General features: G+C 29.1%; 17 protein-coding genes and 2 pseudogenes. 13 read left to right on the forward strand and 6 right to left on the reverse strand.

Annotated elements, in window-relative coordinates; translation table 11 throughout:
• Nucleotides 1–42: 42 nt before the first annotated feature.
• The 6 genes from J3359_RS10320 to J3359_RS10340 all read left to right on the forward strand — a co-directional run bounded on the left by J3359_RS10320 (nt 43) and on the right by J3359_RS10340 (nt 5,415).
• Nucleotides 43–213, forward strand: coding sequence for a hypothetical protein (locus J3359_RS10320; protein WP_208076794.1), 171 nt, complete (start codon nt 43–45; stop codon nt 211–213).
• 171 nt (nt 214–384) lie between these two features.
• Nucleotides 385–810, forward strand: coding sequence for a hypothetical protein (locus J3359_RS10325; protein ID WP_208076795.1), 426 nt, complete (start codon nt 385–387; stop codon nt 808–810).
• A 327-nt stretch (nt 811–1,137) separates the two neighbouring features.
• Nucleotides 1,138–1,284 (forward strand): hypothetical protein, encoded by a 147-nt coding sequence (locus J3359_RS10330; protein ID WP_208076796.1) that lies wholly within the window; start codon nt 1,138–1,140, stop codon nt 1,282–1,284.
• A gap of 145 nt (nt 1,285–1,429) precedes the next feature.
• The gene (locus tag J3359_RS18430; protein WP_302850177.1) at nt 1,430–1,561 is read left to right on the forward strand and encodes a hypothetical protein; all 132 of its coding nucleotides are present in this window, start codon (nt 1,430–1,432) and stop codon (nt 1,559–1,561) included.
• A gap of 252 nt (nt 1,562–1,813) precedes the next feature.
• Complete coding sequence (locus J3359_RS10335) at nt 1,814–5,170, forward strand: RHS repeat domain-containing protein (RefSeq protein WP_208076797.1); 3,357 nt, start codon at nt 1,814–1,816, stop codon at nt 5,168–5,170.
• Between the two features lie 5 nt (nt 5,171–5,175).
• Nucleotides 5,176–5,415, forward strand: a complete 240-nt coding sequence (locus J3359_RS10340; RefSeq protein WP_208076798.1) for a DUF6443 domain-containing protein — start codon at nt 5,176–5,178, stop codon at nt 5,413–5,415.
• A gap of 177 nt (nt 5,416–5,592) precedes the next feature.
• Here the strand turns inward: J3359_RS10340 and J3359_RS10345 are convergent, their stop codons facing one another.
• The 3 genes from J3359_RS10345 to J3359_RS10355 form a co-directional block, all read right to left on the reverse strand.
• The gene (locus tag J3359_RS10345; RefSeq protein WP_208076799.1) at nt 5,593–6,138 is read right to left on the reverse strand and encodes a hypothetical protein; all 546 of its coding nucleotides are present in this window, start codon (nt 6,136–6,138) and stop codon (nt 5,593–5,595) included.
• Nucleotides 6,139–6,144: 6 nt separating this feature from the next.
• Nucleotides 6,145–6,870 carry a hypothetical protein gene (locus tag J3359_RS10350; RefSeq protein WP_208076800.1) on the reverse strand — a complete coding sequence of 242 codons (726 nt, stop codon included), beginning with the start codon at nt 6,868–6,870 and terminating at the stop codon, nt 6,145–6,147.
• A 167-nt stretch (nt 6,871–7,037) separates the two neighbouring features.
• On the reverse strand, nt 7,038–8,294 hold the full coding sequence (locus J3359_RS10355; protein ID WP_208076801.1) for a tyrosine-type recombinase/integrase: 1,257 nt from the start codon (nt 8,292–8,294) through the stop codon (nt 7,038–7,040).
• A 344-nt stretch (nt 8,295–8,638) separates the two neighbouring features.
• Here J3359_RS10355 and J3359_RS10360 point away from each other — a divergent pair.
• The 4 genes and pseudogenes from J3359_RS10360 to J3359_RS18540 form a co-directional block, all read left to right on the forward strand.
• Nucleotides 8,639–9,070 (forward strand): annotated as a pseudogene (locus tag J3359_RS10360) (IS1595 family transposase); the annotation flags it as partial.
• Between the two features lie 318 nt (nt 9,071–9,388).
• Nucleotides 9,389–10,377: pseudogene (locus tag J3359_RS10365) on the forward strand (IS110 family RNA-guided transposase).
• Nucleotides 10,378–10,679: 302 nt separating this feature from the next.
• Nucleotides 10,680–11,147 carry a GLPGLI family protein gene (locus tag J3359_RS10375; protein ID WP_302850220.1) on the forward strand — a complete coding sequence of 156 codons (468 nt, stop codon included), beginning with the start codon at nt 10,680–10,682 and terminating at the stop codon, nt 11,145–11,147.
• 26 nt (nt 11,148–11,173) lie between these two features.
• Nucleotides 11,174–11,356, forward strand: coding sequence for a hypothetical protein (locus J3359_RS18540; protein ID WP_367890399.1), 183 nt, complete (start codon nt 11,174–11,176; stop codon nt 11,354–11,356).
• On the opposite strand, the gene tnpA is transcribed toward J3359_RS18540, so the two are convergent.
• Both tnpA and J3359_RS10390 read right to left on the reverse strand, forming a co-directional pair.
• The gene (gene tnpA / locus J3359_RS10385; RefSeq protein ID WP_208076805.1) at nt 11,332–11,772 is read right to left on the reverse strand and encodes an IS200/IS605 family transposase; all 441 of its coding nucleotides are present in this window, start codon (nt 11,770–11,772) and stop codon (nt 11,332–11,334) included. The two genes, J3359_RS18540 and tnpA, sit on opposite strands and share 25 nt — an antisense overlap.
• Before the next feature lie 100 nt (nt 11,773–11,872).
• Entirely contained in the window at nt 11,873–12,778 is a 906-nt protein-coding gene (locus tag J3359_RS10390) for an IS982 family transposase (RefSeq protein ID WP_437440098.1), read from the reverse strand.
• A gap of 124 nt (nt 12,779–12,902) precedes the next feature.
• Here J3359_RS10390 and J3359_RS10395 point away from each other — a divergent pair, with 124 nt between their 5' ends.
• The 3 genes from J3359_RS10395 to J3359_RS10405 are packed head-to-tail and all read left to right on the forward strand — an operon-like array spanning nt 12,903 to nt 14,065.
• Nucleotides 12,903–13,112, forward strand: coding sequence for a hypothetical protein (locus J3359_RS10395; RefSeq protein ID WP_208076806.1), 210 nt, complete (start codon nt 12,903–12,905; stop codon nt 13,110–13,112).
• A gap of 55 nt (nt 13,113–13,167) precedes the next feature.
• Complete coding sequence (locus tag J3359_RS10400) at nt 13,168–13,464, forward strand: helix-turn-helix domain-containing protein (RefSeq protein ID WP_208076807.1); 297 nt, start codon at nt 13,168–13,170, stop codon at nt 13,462–13,464.
• Nucleotides 13,451–14,065 carry a hypothetical protein gene (locus tag J3359_RS10405; RefSeq protein WP_208076808.1) on the forward strand — a complete coding sequence of 205 codons (615 nt, stop codon included), beginning with the start codon at nt 13,451–13,453 and terminating at the stop codon, nt 14,063–14,065. The genes J3359_RS10400 and J3359_RS10405 overlap by 14 nt, the downstream gene beginning before the upstream one ends.
• 864 nt (nt 14,066–14,929) lie before the next feature.
• Here J3359_RS10405 and J3359_RS10410 read toward each other — a convergent pair.
• The gene (locus tag J3359_RS10410; protein ID WP_208076809.1) at nt 14,930–15,376 is read right to left on the reverse strand and encodes a hypothetical protein; all 447 of its coding nucleotides are present in this window, start codon (nt 15,374–15,376) and stop codon (nt 14,930–14,932) included.
• Nucleotides 15,377–16,384: the final 1,008 nt, after the last annotated feature.

A 16,384-nucleotide genomic window follows, 5' to 3' on the forward strand; every position in this document is an offset into this window, starting at 1 on the left:
ATTTTGTGGTATTCTTTTAACTAAGAATAAATTATAAATAAAATGAAGCAAAAAAAACAAATATTAAAAGCAGAGAAAACGCTATCTATGTCTAAAAAGACAAAGGAGAGGATATTTTCTATTGCTAAAAGTATTAAGGGAAAAGAATTATTCCCTGAAAAAGTTGCTTTAGCAAAAAAGACTTTAAGTAATCTTAAATCGCTTCCGATTTAAAATTACCATTAATATAAATTCAAAAGTGATTACTTAAATAGGTAATCACTTTTTTGTTTTAGGTGAATTTCTTAATAAATATTAGGTCAATAAAACACAAATAATTATTTTAGTAGTGATAAAGAAAATAAGAAAAAGAATTATTTATGAAATAAAGTGTGAAATTGGTTTATGAAAAATTTTGAGTTATTTGTTGATGAGATAGTTTCTAAATGGTTTTCTGAAAAGAAAGCTATTCTTGAAAGTGCTGGTTTAGCAGGGATTAGTAATAGAGAAACAGGTGATTTAGTAGAAGATTATATATTAAGAAAAATTAAAGGGTTACCTCAAAATTATATAGGAAAAAAATCAAAGGGTAGTAGAACTCCTATTGATGTTTTTGCTGTTGCTAGAAGAGGACGCTATTGGCATATTATGCTAATTCAAGTTAAGAGTTCAGAATATAAAGACAAAATTTATAAACTTAATCAAAATGAAATAAAAGTATTAAATGAGTTTGCTAAATTCTTCAAAAAAGAATTTACTTTATCAAAACTACTTCGTAATTATAAAGATAGTTCTATTATGTTCTCGACTGGATATGCAGGTGTTTTTTAGTGATAAGAGAACAAATAAAAATTATTTACAAGAAACAAAAAAGTTTAATTTTTTAAAAAGAATATGGGTAATCAATATGATGTTAGTGTGGAATTAAAAATTTCTTTAGCACATAGTTTATCTTCATAAATAGAGTGTTTAAAATTAAATTGAAATAAAAAGAAAAAGTATGGGAGTTATATTAAAAAGTGATTTACTAAATGGCGCTTGCAGACAGTTTTTTGAAATGCTCAAAGCTTACTTAGAAACAAACACATTAAGCACGTTTACTAATGCAGAAATCCGCAGAGCTTTACACGAGTAAACCCAAGTAACCAAAAGCGCTATATGGTTCAACTACAACTAGCAGATTTAGTAAAGAAATCTAAAGGCGATAAAAGAAAAGGTTATTGTTATGAAGTCGTGAATTATGATGATTACAAGAACACCAATACTCAAATAGAAACATTACTAAATAGCACTTTACAGAGGTAGAAGTTCAAAGTAGTTCATAATGGTTCAATCATAAAAATGGACTAATAAAATATCTTTAAATCAGCAAGTTAAATAAGTGGTTCGCGAAATCTTAAAAAAAGGTCAAGGGATAAAAAAAATTAGTCGAGAAGTTCGACATCTAAAAATGAAGAAACTCAAACTAACGAATAGAAGTTATAAAGTATTAGTAGCTAATTACAAAGAATGGTTAGATATACTTGATTTTGCTGAAACAAGCGTTTACACGTTCCCAAATTACCTACAAGAGTTCTTCTAGGTAGCCTGTTTTTAGAAAAAAATGAAACAAAAAAAATAAAATATTGAATATCAGTTGTATAAAAAATGAAATCAATCGATTATATTTTTTATCGGACATTAATGATTTAAAAGGAACCAGCTTTGTTTACTTTTTAGTGGACACTAGTGTTAAATTGTTTTTTGATTCAAAATGAACGTAAATAGATATAAATTAAACTTCTTTTTTTATAAAACTTCTTAATTTGTCAAATCAAGCTAAAATCAATAAACTATGAAGAAGTTGTTATTTTTTATACTGTTGCTTTCACAAACAACACTTTTTTCTCAAGATTTACCAACAATAATTCCACCATCACCAGAAGCGACCTCTTTGGCTAAGTTTACAGAGATTCCTGTAAGCCATTATACAGGAATACCGAATATTAATGTTCCTATTTACGAAATCAATTTTGATGGATTAAAAATACCTATAAGTATATCTTATCATGCAAGAGGTGTTAAAGTTGAAGAAATAGCATCGAGAGTTGGAATTGGTTGGGCACTCAATGCAGGTGGCGCTATTACAAGACAAATAAGAGATCAAAATGATTTTAACGGCCCGTATGGCTACTATAACGGTAATTTTTATGAAAATTTTGCAACAAATCCTCAAGTTAGAAGTAATGTAGCTTGGACTGATACCGATGCTAATAATAGGGTGGACTTTGTGCCAGATCAGTTTAGTTTTAATTTTTTAGGATATTCAGGTAAATTTATTTTTGATCAAAAGACAAAAGAACCTATCTTACAAAGTTACGATGATTTAGAAATAAAGAAAATGGGGAACTCTGAGAATGATTTATATTTTATAATTACTACACAAGATGGGTTTCGATTTTATTTTGGAAAATCACATGATAACATTGAAAATAGAACAGCAAAAAGTAAAGACCAAACCATTGTAAGTTCTGCTTATCATGCTGCAGGTCGTGACGATGTAACCAACAATGCATCTGCTCCACTTAACACATGGCACTTGATGGATATTGTGAGTCCTAATGGAAAAAAAATACGTTTTATGTATGATTTGGAAGAGCCTTATTTTTATCGAAGATCTTACGATAAAAAGGAAATTACTACAGGTCATACCTCATACTTCACTAAATATCATGGATATCAATACCAGATACAAGAAATTATTTTCGATCAAGGCAGTGTTAAATTCATACCTAAAAGTACCGGGCGAGATGATTTAGACGGTGGGTTTGCATTAGCTTCTATTGAGGTAGTAAATAAGTATCAACGTGTAAAAAAATACAATTTTAATTATAGCTACAGTACTTCTCCCAATACTAATATTGGGTATAACATCAACTACTTTTTGTTTGATTGGGAGGTTAAGGCTAGAAAAAGATTATTTTTAGATAATATTCAAGTAATAGACAATAACAATACTTTTGAATTGTATCGTGCTTTTGAATATACAAATAAAAACGATATGCCTAATCGATTTTCGAACTCACAAGATTTATGGGGATACTTTAATAATGCTAATAATGGTCCTTATCTAGCTTTTTATAGTTATCCTGGTTATCCCATCAATAGAGAAGTAGATACTTTGAAAGCTAAAGTTGGTTTAATTAATAAAATGAGTTATCCTACAGGAGGGTATACAGCTTATACCTTTGAAGCCAATAAATCAATTATTCCTGAATACTTTAAAAATTTATATTTTGCAAACCCCAATCCAACTGTCCAAGATACATTTGCCTATCTTTCTAAAAGTACATTTACATTAGTATCAAGTACCTCTCAAAAGAACACCTATGAAAGTGATTCCTTTGATATTTTTAGTTCTGACATTGGACCAATTAATGTTCAAATTTATCTAAATGGAGATGCAATTAATTGTGAAGTTAATCAAAATGGGTATCAAAGTTCTAATTGCAATTATATATTTAGCATAGTAGATGATAATGGTCATCAAGTTTACTACCCCAGTGGAACTCCAATACTTTTATTTAAACAAGTTGGACGAGTATCTTATAATATGGCAATTGAACCCTTACAAACAGGAACTTACAAAATAAGAGCTGAAGTTTCAACAGGTACCGATAGTCCAAATGATAGAAATAATAGTTTTGTTGTGAATCTAAGTTGGGGTAAATCTAGTAACCCTGATCATCCAGACTTAATCTACAGTGGTGGTAATAGAATCAAAAAAATAGAAAACCACACTGTGGATAACGGTACAATAATAAGAACTTATGAATACAAAAAAGTCGATAATTCAAGTAGCGGGTTGCTTTTTGCTTTACCAAGTTATTGGTACGTAGATGAATTTACTGTTCTCTCAAATGGGGTGCAAATTCCCATTAAAAAATTCAATGGAGCCAGACCTGGAAGTCCATTAACCTATGAGCAAGGAAATCACGTAGGTTATAGCCATGTTACTGAGTATATTGATTCTGATACTCAACAAGGAGAAGGCGGTAAAATAGAATATCAATTTACCTCAATGCCCGATGGAGGTAATTTTTATAAGTATCCTTATACTTTGTCAATAAATAACGAATGGCTTCGAGGTAAACCTCTTTTAATGGAATATTATAAAAAAGAAGGAAATTCTATCAACGATTATAATATTATAAAAAAGGAAGAATTTACCTACAAATATGCAGATGGATTTTCTAATTTAACTTTTTCAAAACCATCTATTGATTTTTATTACATTATAGATCGTTTACAATACTTTAGGCCTCTGGTTACTTACAAGAGAGAAGAATATTATGCATATTCAGCCTCTCCAAATTCACCTTATGTAAATCCAGAAGATTACAAAATCTATTATTTGACTGGAGGTACACAAAAGTTATTTCAGAAAAAAGAAACGACTTATAATGAAAGTGGAGAATTTTCTACCACTACAAACTACAACTACGATTATACCAATCATTACCAGATTGTAAATAGAGAAGTAGCCGATAGTCAAGGGTCTCTGTTAAAAATAGAGAATAATTATACTATTTTTTCAAACCCTCTAAGATTCAGAATAATCCCTATAAAGATAAAGAACTATAGAGGAACTTCAAAATTATCAGAACAACAAACCATTTACGATACTTTTAGTGGAAATTATTTACCAAAACTAATCCAAACCTCTAAAGGTTCAGGTCTTTTAGAAGACAGAATTATTTATCATGATTATGACGATAAGGGTAATCCAATAGAAGTAAGTAAAAAAGATGGAACTCATATTATTTATATTTGGGGATATAATAAAACTCAGCCTATTGCAAAGATTGAGAATTTAACTTCAAGTGAATTAACATCTGTTATTTCAAGTTTGAGTGCAAGTTATAATACATTGGAAAAGATTCAAGAAATTTCTAATTTAGACAATACCCAAGGAACAACAACTTCCGAGAATAATCTTAGAACTGCATTAACAGCTTTACGAAATGCCCTTACTAATACTAATGCACAAGTAACAACATTTACTTACGATCCGTTGATTGGAGTTACTAGTGTAACAGATCCACGAGGGCGAGTAGTCTATTACGAATATGATTCCTTTAATCGACTCAAACAAGTAAAAGATCACGATGGAAACATACTAAACAAGAATGAATATAACTACAAAAACTAGGAGCTATGAAAAAATTAGTTTATATATTTCTGTTAGTATCATCAGGATTACTAGCGCAGACTACCACAGAGAATTTCGTAAAGAGCACTACATATAAAGTAAAAACAACAGATGGAACCACAAAAGTTATTGGGGGTTCCATAACACCCGAAGAAAAACAAGAAAATATCACTTATTTCGATGGTTTAGGAAGAGCTAAGCAAAGTATTGCAGAGCAATATCTATTTGAAACTACAACGAAATAGCGCAAATGTTTGCGTTTCATCATATGATAAATTAAGGCTTCTATTTTTAATTAAATAGGAGTCTTTTTTATTTAAAATAGAATTGCATTTAAAAAATAAAGTGGGGTTTCAATTTGTTTTCAATAATAAATATAAAAAATAGTAAAAAATATCATTTTTAGTTTCGCTTAAACATGCTTATCTTGAAAAAGCACATTCGTTAAAAGATTGATTTTTAATAACTCTATCTAATTTGGCTTCAGTAATTTGATTTTTAAAGAAATCTTTATCAGGTGTTTTTCCATTAATTACCTCAAAAGGAGTCAATCCAAATAGACCATTTGGAAATCTATGATGGTTATAATAATCAACAAAGGCATCTAAACTAACTAAATGCTGTTTTTTGTATTGTGAAACTTTTCCTTTTAGAAATTCTGTTTTGTAAATACTATGAGTACTTTCCGCCATAGAATTAGATGACGGAAAATCATTCGTTCTAGCAGTAATTTTTGAAACCACAGGAGGCGCATTAAAATGATTTACCCAAGTAGAAAATGTTCCTTTATTTTCCGAACCTCCATCTGTTAATATATTGATTGGCTCTTTAACATTGTTTAAATTAAATTTTAAAAAAGCCTCTTTAAATAGTTTAGTAATAAATTTACTATCTGCTTTTTCAGAAACAGAACCATAATGTAAAATTACTTTCGAGAAATTATCTTTTACAAAAGCTACTTTTTGCATTCCATCTTACAAAGTGGGTACTAATGTAATATCAACATGCAACCACTCAAAAATACGATTTGCTCTTACTCCTTTTTTTATTGGAATTTTAGGTTTCTTTGGTTTTTGATATCCTAATGCTTTGGCATATTTACTAAAAGTTGATTTTGCACAAGACACTAATTTGTTTCTTAAGGCAAAATAATACAATGTGGTTTTGGTTTTTCCATAATGTGCTGGATTAGTCACTAATTTTTCGATAGCAGTTGTTTCTTTAAATGTTAGTTGATTAGGGTGTTGTTTATAACAAGTTTTAAAAATATTTAAAGAACAATTAATTTTTCTTTTCTCACGATAATACCAATCAGAAGAAACTCCGTAAAATTTACAAGCGCGCTTAATATTTATTCCAGAAATAGCAATAATTTGATTGATAGAGTTGATAATAAAATTGGTATTTTGTTTTACTACTTTTTTAGAATTATGAACCTCATTTAATACTTTCTGATATCCATCACTTAGATGCAGTATAAACTTCATTGTTTTTTTAAGTTGTTTTCGTTCGTATATTTTTTGAATATCTCCTAACTCATTTAAAAAAGGAAAAACTAAACTCTCAAAATCATAATGCTTGTCTTTATTTTTATTCCAATGTTGTAATGTTCTTTTTGCTATTTCACCCAATTGATTTTCATCTAATATTCCTTTTATATAAAACAAAGGAATTAACGGATGATAATTTCTTTTGTACATTTTATCATAGCTATTTCGTGAGCTAAAATAGAATATTAATTTTCACTTTCATAAAAATCACATAATCTGAAGATGTTGGGGGATATTTTTTTTATACTCCAATTATGATATTGTACATATTATATTTTTTTCGTAAAACAATTTTTAAAAATGGTTAGTCTGTAAATTCAAATTTCATTCTCCCAAAATTCAGCAAGTTTTTCAACATACTCTTTTTGTGTTGTTTTTACATAATCTAAAAACTGTTTGTGACTTTTATGAGTTGTAATAGCCATAATAGTTTTATCATCGATTTTTCCATACAGATTTGTAGCAAAACTCCTCCTACAAGTGTGAGAACTGATTAATTTATATTTTGGATAGTAACCAAGTTCTTTTCTATTAGTTTTAGGGTTCATTAATTTACCCATAATTTTTTGATCTATTTTAGCTAAAGCACATAGATCTTTTACATACAAATTGAATTTTTGATCACTCACGACCCTTGGTAATTTGCCTTCTCTTTTTTCTATGATTTCTTTCACTTGCGGGTGAATAGGAATTTCTACTTTAGAGTTTGTTTTTTCTGTACCAGATATTAAAATGACATTTTTACCAAAATGGAAATCATTTATTCTTTTCAAATCACTAATTCTTAAACCTGTTCTCAATCCAATTATAAATAAATCTCTAATGTTATCTAATTTTTCATTTTCTAACAAATCAAGGCAAAAAATATTTTTTATTTCTGTTTCATTTAAATAAGTATCAATAGCATCATCTTTCTTAAAAGAGAATTTTTTATTATCAACTTCTAAACTCACATTATGTCCATCTGATTTGGCTTCGGATAAAAAACTTTTTAATTGCCTAATAGACCTCTGAATATAAGTGTTTGAATATTTTTTTTCAACTTTTAGATAAGTCGTGAATTTTTCGTGAAATTCAAGGTCTATATTTATAATGCCAAATTTATGATTAAGAGATTCCTCAAAATCAGTTATCTTATTCAATATATTCTGATATTTAGCAATGGTTTTCTTTGATATGAGTTGACCAGAACTTTGATTAATTCTTGTTTTAGATTTTTGAATATATTCTTTAATGTAATCAACAAATAAAAGTGATTCTTCCTTATTGTTTCTTCCATAGAAATCATTGATAGAATTATTAAGCCACTTTGAATTAATAGAGTTTCCTGCTGCAAAATCATCATTAAATTTCATGATGATATGATTTTTTAAACCATCTATTTTTTCTCTGTAATGATTTTTTATTTTTTTATCAGCACTCGGTTTTAAATTTTGTAGCTTGTTACTCCAAATATTAGGGTCAATTAAAATATGAGACATTGCATTACAATCAATTTCTTTACCATGATAAAACCTGACATTCATATTAGCAGGTTTCTTTTTTCCAATTACATTAAATTTAATTTTCCCCATAGTATTTGTATAGTGTAAAGATAAAATATAATCCCGATAATATCCCGATTTTTTACTTTAATATATAAAACATAGTATTATCTTATTTTATGTTCAGTTTTATAAATAATTGTTTTTAAGATTTTTAATATTTTTTTATGTAGTATAGTATATTACTTTGTAAAGTACGCTAGTCCTTGTAGGCCAACAAAAAAGTCCTAACAAATTAAATTTGTTAGGACTTTTTACTTTTAACCAGAAAGTCAATTTCATTTCCGTTACAAAAACTATCAAATAAGCTAAGAAAACCTTTTTTGAAGTCAGTAGATAATTTCATATATTGTAGTCAATAAAATAAGGGAGTTATGGATGTTTTTCAAGGAAGAAACCTTTTAGAGTTTACTGAACGCTTCAAAACAGATGATTGTTGTAAAGAATATTTAGCAACTATTAAGTGGAAAAGATGAATTCAAATGCATAAAGTGTAGTAACAAAACGAGTCAAATTCGCAAGAATTTTGCACGTACTTGTAATAAATGTAGCCATACAGAAACAGCTTCTGCCAACACTTTATTTCACAAAGTAAAGTTTGGTTTACGTAAAGCTTTTTTATCTGTTTTGAGATGTCAACCACTACAAAAAGTTTATCAGCAAGTTATATGGGAGTTCGTTTTGGAGTCACGGAAAAAACGGCTCGTTTATTTATGCATAAAGTAAGAGAAACTATGAAATCTAGCGAAAATCATCCAATGAAAGGTAATGTTCATATCGATGAATTTGTAGTTGGTGGTTATGAAACATCCATGGCAAAGATTTTGCCACCCAAGGTAATGACTTTAACAAAAAGAGATACAACCATGAAAAAACAACAAATTGAGTTTGAACAACTCATCGAACGAGGTTGTGGCATTGATGTACATAAAAAAATTATTGTTGCTACAATCCGAGGCACAGGGATTAAAGAAGAAACACGAACCTTCGACGGATTCACAGAATCAATAGAAAAGCTACGAGATTGGTTAAACAAACATAAGATTACCCACGTAGCTATGGAAAGTACTGGGGTTTATTAGAAACCAATTTACAATATATTGGAAGATAGTTTTGATATTTTATTGGTCAATGCAAGGCACATAAAGAATGTTCCAGGACGAAAGACCGATAAGAAAGACAGTAAATGGATTGCCAAACTATTATTAAGTGGATTATTAAAAGGCAGTTTTGTTCCACCAAAACCAACAAGAGAGTTGCGAGATTTAACCCGTTACAAGCGAAAAGTAATAGAACAAGTTTCGGCAGAGAAAAATAGGATTCAAAAAATACTGGAAGATGCAAATATCAAAATATCTAGTGTAGTGAGTAGTACAAGTGGGGCAACAGCTACCAAGATTATAGATGCCATGATAGCAGGAGAACAAGACATTAATGAACTCCTTAAATTTCGACATAGAAGCATACAATCAAGCATCGAAGATATGGTCTCTGCATTGAAAGGCAATTTAACAGCACATCATAAATTTATGTTACAAACGATAAAAGAGTCTATAAATGATAAACAAAACTTACTCGAAAAAATAGATAAACAAATAGAAAATCACTTAAAAAAGCACGAGTTAGAATTAGATTCAGAACTGTTGCAAACCATTCCAGGAGTCGGAAAAGATGGCGTAGCCTATTTATTAGCAGAAATAGGATCAAATATGGAACAATTCCCCGATGAAAAACACTTAGCCTCTTGGGCAGGAATGAGTCCTGGCAGTAATGAGAGTGCTGGTAAAAAAAAAGTAGTAGAATAACACATGGCAACAAATATTTAAGAACAATGTTGGTCCAGTTTGCTTGGGCAGCCACAAGAACAAAAGGAACATATCTCAGAGCAAAATATGATAGCTTAGTCATAAGAAGAGGTAAAAAGAGAGCACTAATAGCAGTAGGACACAAGATCCTGATAGCCACCTATTTTATCTTAAAAAACAAAGTTGAATATCAAGAACTTGGATATGATTATTTACAGAATTTAAAAAAAGATAAGAAGATAAATCGCCATATCAAAATCCTAAAAGAATTAGGCATTGAAGTGGAGATAAAAAACAAAGTAGCATAAATAAAAAAAGGTCGATTTTTACTGGAGGTTGAAATATCTTAGGTCTTGAACCATTTAGAAACCCCGATTATGAAACTGACAACAAACGTTAAGCACCCAAGAGTATTGCCTAGAGCATGAACATGAAATTTTGATTTTCTTAACGTGTTGCTACTTATTAAAAATAGAGAAAATACCAAACCCCATAAATGGGTAAGGGTTTTTATACTTAAAAAACACTTGAAAATAATGCTAACTATTGAAAATCAAAATATTAACGAAACAAAAGAAAGACACATGAAAAATACATTTTATTAATAATTATACTATTTACCTTGCCACAACTTTTACTATCTCAAGTTAGAAAAAGTGGACATATTACCTATGTAGCTTCTTTAGATATAAGTAGTTTGGGAAATTATTTAGTGAAAGCACCTAAGGCTCACAAAAGTCAAATAAACGAAACATTAAATAATAACAAAAATATAAAGTACATTCTAACCTTTAATAGCGTAAGTTCTTCTTTTTCTAAAGAAGCCAAAATGAAAAAAGACACTAAAAAAGGGGGTATAAATATTACGGAATTAAAAGCGGGTAGCGGAGTTTATTTTTTTGATAAGATAAAAAAAGAAAACTTACTTCAGAAGAATTCATTTGGAGAAAACTTTTTAATTTTAATACCTGAAAGTAAATGGAAAATTACTAGAGAAAAAAAAATGATTGGTAAGTATTTATGTTATAAAGCAATAACAGAGAAAACTATTGAAGGAAGAAAAGGAGTAAAAAAATAAAAGTAGAGGCATGGTATGCTCCAGAAATACCATTTAATTACGGTCCTAAAAGTTACAATAGTTTACCAGGTTTAATAATTATGTTAAAAGAAGGATCCCTCTTATTTTCAGCAGATGTTAGTAAAAATCACACTTCTAAGAAGGTGGCTTTGGATAGCCCCCATAGGGGGCGACAAGGGCATGGTCAAAAATCAAACTTTTGTTGCTGATCCTCAACCCGCTTTTCTTCTTTTTCTTGGTATTTGACATATCTTTTTATCATTTCTTCGTCCAATCCAACCGTACTCACAAAATACCCGCGAGCCCAAAAGTGATTGCCCCAATAGGGCTTCTTTTTCAGTTTGGGATAACTCTTGAACAGTTTTATAGCAATCTTTCCTTTCAATGTGCCCATCAACTTCGAGATAGAAACTTTGGGAGGAACCGAAACCAACAAGTGGATATGATCCTCCTGAACAGTAAGCTCCCCGACCTCGCAATGCTTCCATTCACAGAGCATTCTTATATCTCGCTCGACAAGTTCCTTTATCGCTCCCTTCAAAATCCGAAAACGATATTTTGGAACCCATACAATATGGTAGTCGCATTTATAAACTACATGGCTAAGTTTCTTATATTTGCTCATGGTACAAATATAAGGCATAGCCATCAGAACATTACCACCTGCAAAGCAGGTGGATTTTTAAGGTGAATTAAAATTAATGACCTGAGTTCGACCTAAGGATTTAGCAAAAAAGAGCTAATTGTGCTGTACTTTCTGTTTCAAATTTAATAGATGGTTTCTTTTCTTGAAAAGAATAAGCAATAAGGCTAGCTACTAAATTTGTGATAAAATTACTAAAACTTCTATGTCTAGAATGTTCAGCTTGGGCGATATTTTTAAGTTGGTCATTAATTGTTTCTATAATTGATCTTTTACGCAGTAAAATTTTGTCACGCATTGTCATTAGTACATTTTTCATATTATTTTTAATTCCAGTAACTAAATGCAGTCCGTCTTCAAAAAGTAATTGAGTGATTTCTTTTGAAATATACCCTTTATCTGCGTATAAACTTCCTACAATTTTTTTTAAAAAATTGTCTTCTTTGATTGGTGTTCTATCGTCTACATTGGCTTGGGTGATGATAAAGTTCAGAATATCACCTTTATCATTTACTAATAGATGTAATTTAAAACCATGGAACCATCCCATGGTAGACTTTCCAGTAGTCGCAATTCCTTTAAAGACTTTATTATTTTTAATTCTCTTTTTGTCACACACTCTCAAAGGAGTTGAATCTATAAAGGATATCCCTGTACATTTACCCAAACAACAGGTTTTCATAAACACTATCAAAGGAAGCATATTGCTTTGCATTAGCTCAACAAAACGATTATAAGAAACTGTCTCAGGGAATTCATCAGTTAAATGCTTTTGAACATAGAAAAGGTAAAAATGTTTGAATGTTCTAATATTACTTGTGTGAAAAAGAACAGTTATGGTTAATATTTCACTTGTGGACATTTTAAAAGAACGATTTCTTTTCTTTTTTCCGCCTGAAATCGTTCTTTTTTGTAAAGCAGGCTCAAAAACTTGACAAAAATCGTCAATATCACAAAAAATTGTAGTAATTTTATCTATAGAAATCATAAGTAGAATTTTAGTTAAAAATTTGATATTCAGCATTTAAATATACTAATTTTCTACTTTTTTTACAATAAAAAAATAGGCTTTCTTACGTCGAACTCAGGTTAATAAAGGCGAAAATTTTAAAATGTTACATTTTCAGATAAGAAATTTTAAAAACTGGCTAAGAGGAGTTCATTCATATTGTGAAAAAGAGTATATCAATCAATACATTCAAGAGTATTTTTATCGATTAAACAGACTTAACTTTAGAGGTAATATCTTAGAAAATTTATTGATAAGAATGTGTAAAGAAAAACCAATTACCTATAAATCAATCAAATATATCGATACCTAAATGGGTAACCCTATTTTTTTATTTATATATTTGACAAATATTGTCAAGTCAAAATATGGAAAATAGCTTCGGAGAAACAATACGCAAATTGAGAGAAAAAAATAATCTTCTTTTAAGAGAGGTTTCCGCAAAATTGGAAATTGATGCTTCTATTTTAAGTAAAATCGAAAACAACAATAGAGTAGCTAAAAAAGAACTTGTTAAAAAGTTCTCTAAACTATATAAGGTAGATTACAACGAACTATTAATAATATGGTTTTCGGACAAAATAGTAAGTGAGTTAAAAGACGAAAATAATATTGAGAAAATTTTAAGAATAGCAGAGCAAAAAATAAAAAATGAGAAAGAATAAATTAATGGATTATCATCGCTTTTTGGATGAAGCTGGAGATACTACTTTCTATGGTAAGGGAAAGAAAAACATTATTGGTCAAGATGGAGTGTCGAAAACTTTTATTCTTGGTATGATAAAAGTGAAAGACCCATTAGATGAAGTCAGAGATAAAATAAATGCGCTTCAGGATAAAATTGTTAGTGATGAATTTTATCACGTTCCAAGTGTTTTAAAGAAGATTAATAAAACTGGATATTATTTACACGCAACAGACGATTTACCAGAAGTTAGAAAGGAAATGTTTGACTTAATGAAAACAATAAATTGCAGTTTTGAAGCAGTTGTTGGAAGAAAAGACATTGAACGATATGAAACAAAACATAAGGGCAAAGAAGAGTATTTTTATGCTGATTTACTGTCTCATTTACTTAAAAACAAACTCTCAAAGCACGATAAACTTGTTATGCACATTTCAGAGCGTGGAAAAAGTACGAAAAACCATAATTTAGAATTAGCATTTCTTAAAGCCAAACAAAGGTTTACTAAAATTAACGGAAACAAAGAATCCAAAACTGAAGTAGTTTTCAATGTAAATTATCCGACAAAGACCCATTACTAAATTTAGCTGACTATTTCTGTTGGACTATTCAAAGAGTATTTGAACGAGGAGAAGTTAGATATTATAATTTTATCAAAGACCAAGTGAAATTGGTAATTGACTTGTACGACACAAAAAAATATGATGGGTGGAAAAATTATTATGACAACAGAAAAAATCCATTAACGGCTGAAAATAAAATAAGCCCACTAAAACACTAATTCCAAATTAAATTTGAAATAACGACGTGGAGTCGACTTTCGTGTTTCGCAGACTTAACTGTTGCAAATATACAAAATATTTATGAATTTATAAAAAACGTATGCCAACAACGTATATAAAAAATAGCTAATTCTGTGCCAAACTATTGTTTAGGTCTAATTTAAAAACATTATTTTAGTCGGAAAAGTATGTGTTTATTTACAGGCTACTTTTCATATACAAAACCGTTATGCTATGTTATTTTTTTATGTATCTTTTAATTATTAATAGTATTAATATCAAAGACATAGTAGAAAAAATTAAAAATTCAGTTAATTCAAAATAAAATCTCCATTCTTCATTAGTTCCAATAGTTGGTTTAAAACCAATGAGAGAGATGCAAGAATTTATAGATTTATTTATTTATACCTATTAGAAGTCCTACAAATATCAATATATTTAAGTATTTTCTTTTAAAATCCATAAGAAATACTATTAACAGTGTTCAGCTGCGCCTGACATTCCACCAGCAGCACCTCCTGTAATTGCTCCACTCGCAATAGATGCAGCTGAACCACCAACTGCTCCAATAGTACCACCAATAGCAGCTCCTATTCCTGCACCTTCTAAAGCTCCTGTCAGTATTCCTCCAATAGTGCCTGCAACACATTTACCCCAGCAAGACTACCAACCGTCACATTCAGATTTAGTAAGAAAAGTCGATTTATTTACAGTCTGTATATTAGTTTCGTTCATCCAATCAATAAAAGCAGTTATAAAATCAATATTATCAACTAAAATTTGTTTTTCTTCAATTGGTATACTAGAATTAAGGGCATCAGTATTCAAAATAGCTAAACTAGTTTTATATTCTTCTTTAGTTGAAAAACCATTAGCATTTTGGATTTGACTTGAAAATTCAAAATATTCATCTGAATATTGTAAATTTTGTTTGTTATTCTTTGCTAAATAACTTGAATTAACTTCTACAATACTTAAGCCTCTGTTTTTTGATTCCTCAATAAATAATTCTCCAAGTTTATCATTTGTTAATTTAGGATTTTTAATTGAAGTTTTTAACACTACATCAAAAGAAGTAATTAATTTTTTGAATGTTTTCAGAATTATCAACTAAATCTATTTTTCGACATTATTTTCTTCGCTACAATAAAAGAAGGTTAAACTTAAAAGTAGCGCAAAAGTAAATTTTAATATACTTTTCATTTTTCAAAGTTTTGAAAGACTTCTTAAATTTTGTAGTCTTTCGGTTAAACATAAATTTTAATGTAAATTTTCGATATTTAAATCGGCTTACTCTAATTTACATAGTGGCTTTTCAGCTTATACATACTCCACTTTTGGTAATTTGAGACCGTAATATACACAATCCATCAGAAGAGCAAAAGTAGGAATTCCTACTTTTCTGTTTTGAAAAAGGTAAATAAAGTCTCTAATCTAAAAGTTGCATTTATTAGTTGAATTTAAGCAATTATTTTTATGCGTTGTTAGCAAATGTTGTTTTTTTCATTCTCCTTAGTTCATTAATTAAATCCCAAAATTCAGCTTTTGAGTAAGAATTCCGTAATTTATATTTTTCATTTTTTGCTCAATTTCTCAAACTTTCTAAATTTCACGATTCCTTGAAAATTACGCAATTTTGTTTTTTTTGAGTTTAAGAAAATTCTCACGTTTTATAATTCCACATTTGAGTAAATTCCCACGCAAAATCTTACGAGCGAGAGAGTGCTCAGCATTTTGAAATTCCTTTTTTGTGATAAAATCTATTAGTTTTAATTCACTATTTTTCAGCGTTTGAGTGAGAACAATATTTACTAACATAAAATAACATGAGTTCGATTTAAGAAAAAATATAATTCTATTTTTTAATATAGATGTTTCGAGTTATACATTTAGAAAATGCAAATAATTTTAATTATAGTCTTAATAATCAAATACATAAAAATTATAAAGCCTAAAAAACCTTAATTCTTATAAAGAGATTGTTCTAAATTTAGAATTTATTATCTCTGAAACGCAGTAAAGACAAGACTTACAGTAATAGTATCTAAATGTATAACTTAGATATTTTTTTTTGTGGCATTTTCGACGATAGGAGAAATCTCATAATTTATAACTACA

The organism is Polaribacter cellanae (assembly GCF_017569185.1).
In the GTDB taxonomy this organism is placed as follows: Bacteria; Bacteroidota; Bacteroidia; order Flavobacteriales; family Flavobacteriaceae; genus Polaribacter; species Polaribacter cellanae.

Coding starts and splice junctions, on each gene's coding strand:
- J3359_RS10320 (WP_208076794.1), top strand. CDS start 43: ATGAAGCAAAAAAAACAAATATTAAAAGCAGAGAAAACGCTATCTATG.
- J3359_RS10325 (WP_208076795.1), top strand. CDS start 385: ATGAAAAATTTTGAGTTATTTGTTGATGAGATAGTTTCTAAATGGTTT.
- J3359_RS10330 (WP_208076796.1), top strand. CDS start 1,138: ATGGTTCAACTACAACTAGCAGATTTAGTAAAGAAATCTAAAGGCGAT.
- J3359_RS18430 (WP_302850177.1), top strand. CDS start 1,430: ATGAAGAAACTCAAACTAACGAATAGAAGTTATAAAGTATTAGTAGCT.
- J3359_RS10335 (WP_208076797.1), top strand. CDS start 1,814: ATGAAGAAGTTGTTATTTTTTATACTGTTGCTTTCACAAACAACACTT.
- J3359_RS10340 (WP_208076798.1), top strand. CDS start 5,176: ATGAAAAAATTAGTTTATATATTTCTGTTAGTATCATCAGGATTACTA.
- J3359_RS10345 (WP_208076799.1), bottom strand. CDS start 6,138: ATGCAAAAAGTAGCTTTTGTAAAAGATAATTTCTCGAAAGTAATTTTA.
- J3359_RS10350 (WP_208076800.1), bottom strand. CDS start 6,870: ATGTACAAAAGAAATTATCATCCGTTAATTCCTTTGTTTTATATAAAA.
- J3359_RS10355 (WP_208076801.1), bottom strand. CDS start 8,294: ATGGGGAAAATTAAATTTAATGTAATTGGAAAAAAGAAACCTGCTAAT.
- tnpA (WP_208076805.1), bottom strand. CDS start 11,772: ATGAGCAAATATAAGAAACTTAGCCATGTAGTTTATAAATGCGACTAC.
- J3359_RS10390 (WP_437440098.1), bottom strand. CDS start 12,778: ATGATTTCTATAGATAAAATTACTACAATTTTTTGTGATATTGACGAT.
- J3359_RS10395 (WP_208076806.1), top strand. CDS start 12,903: ATGTTACATTTTCAGATAAGAAATTTTAAAAACTGGCTAAGAGGAGTT.
- J3359_RS10400 (WP_208076807.1), top strand. CDS start 13,168: ATGGAAAATAGCTTCGGAGAAACAATACGCAAATTGAGAGAAAAAAAT.
- J3359_RS10405 (WP_208076808.1), top strand. CDS start 13,451: ATGAGAAAGAATAAATTAATGGATTATCATCGCTTTTTGGATGAAGCT.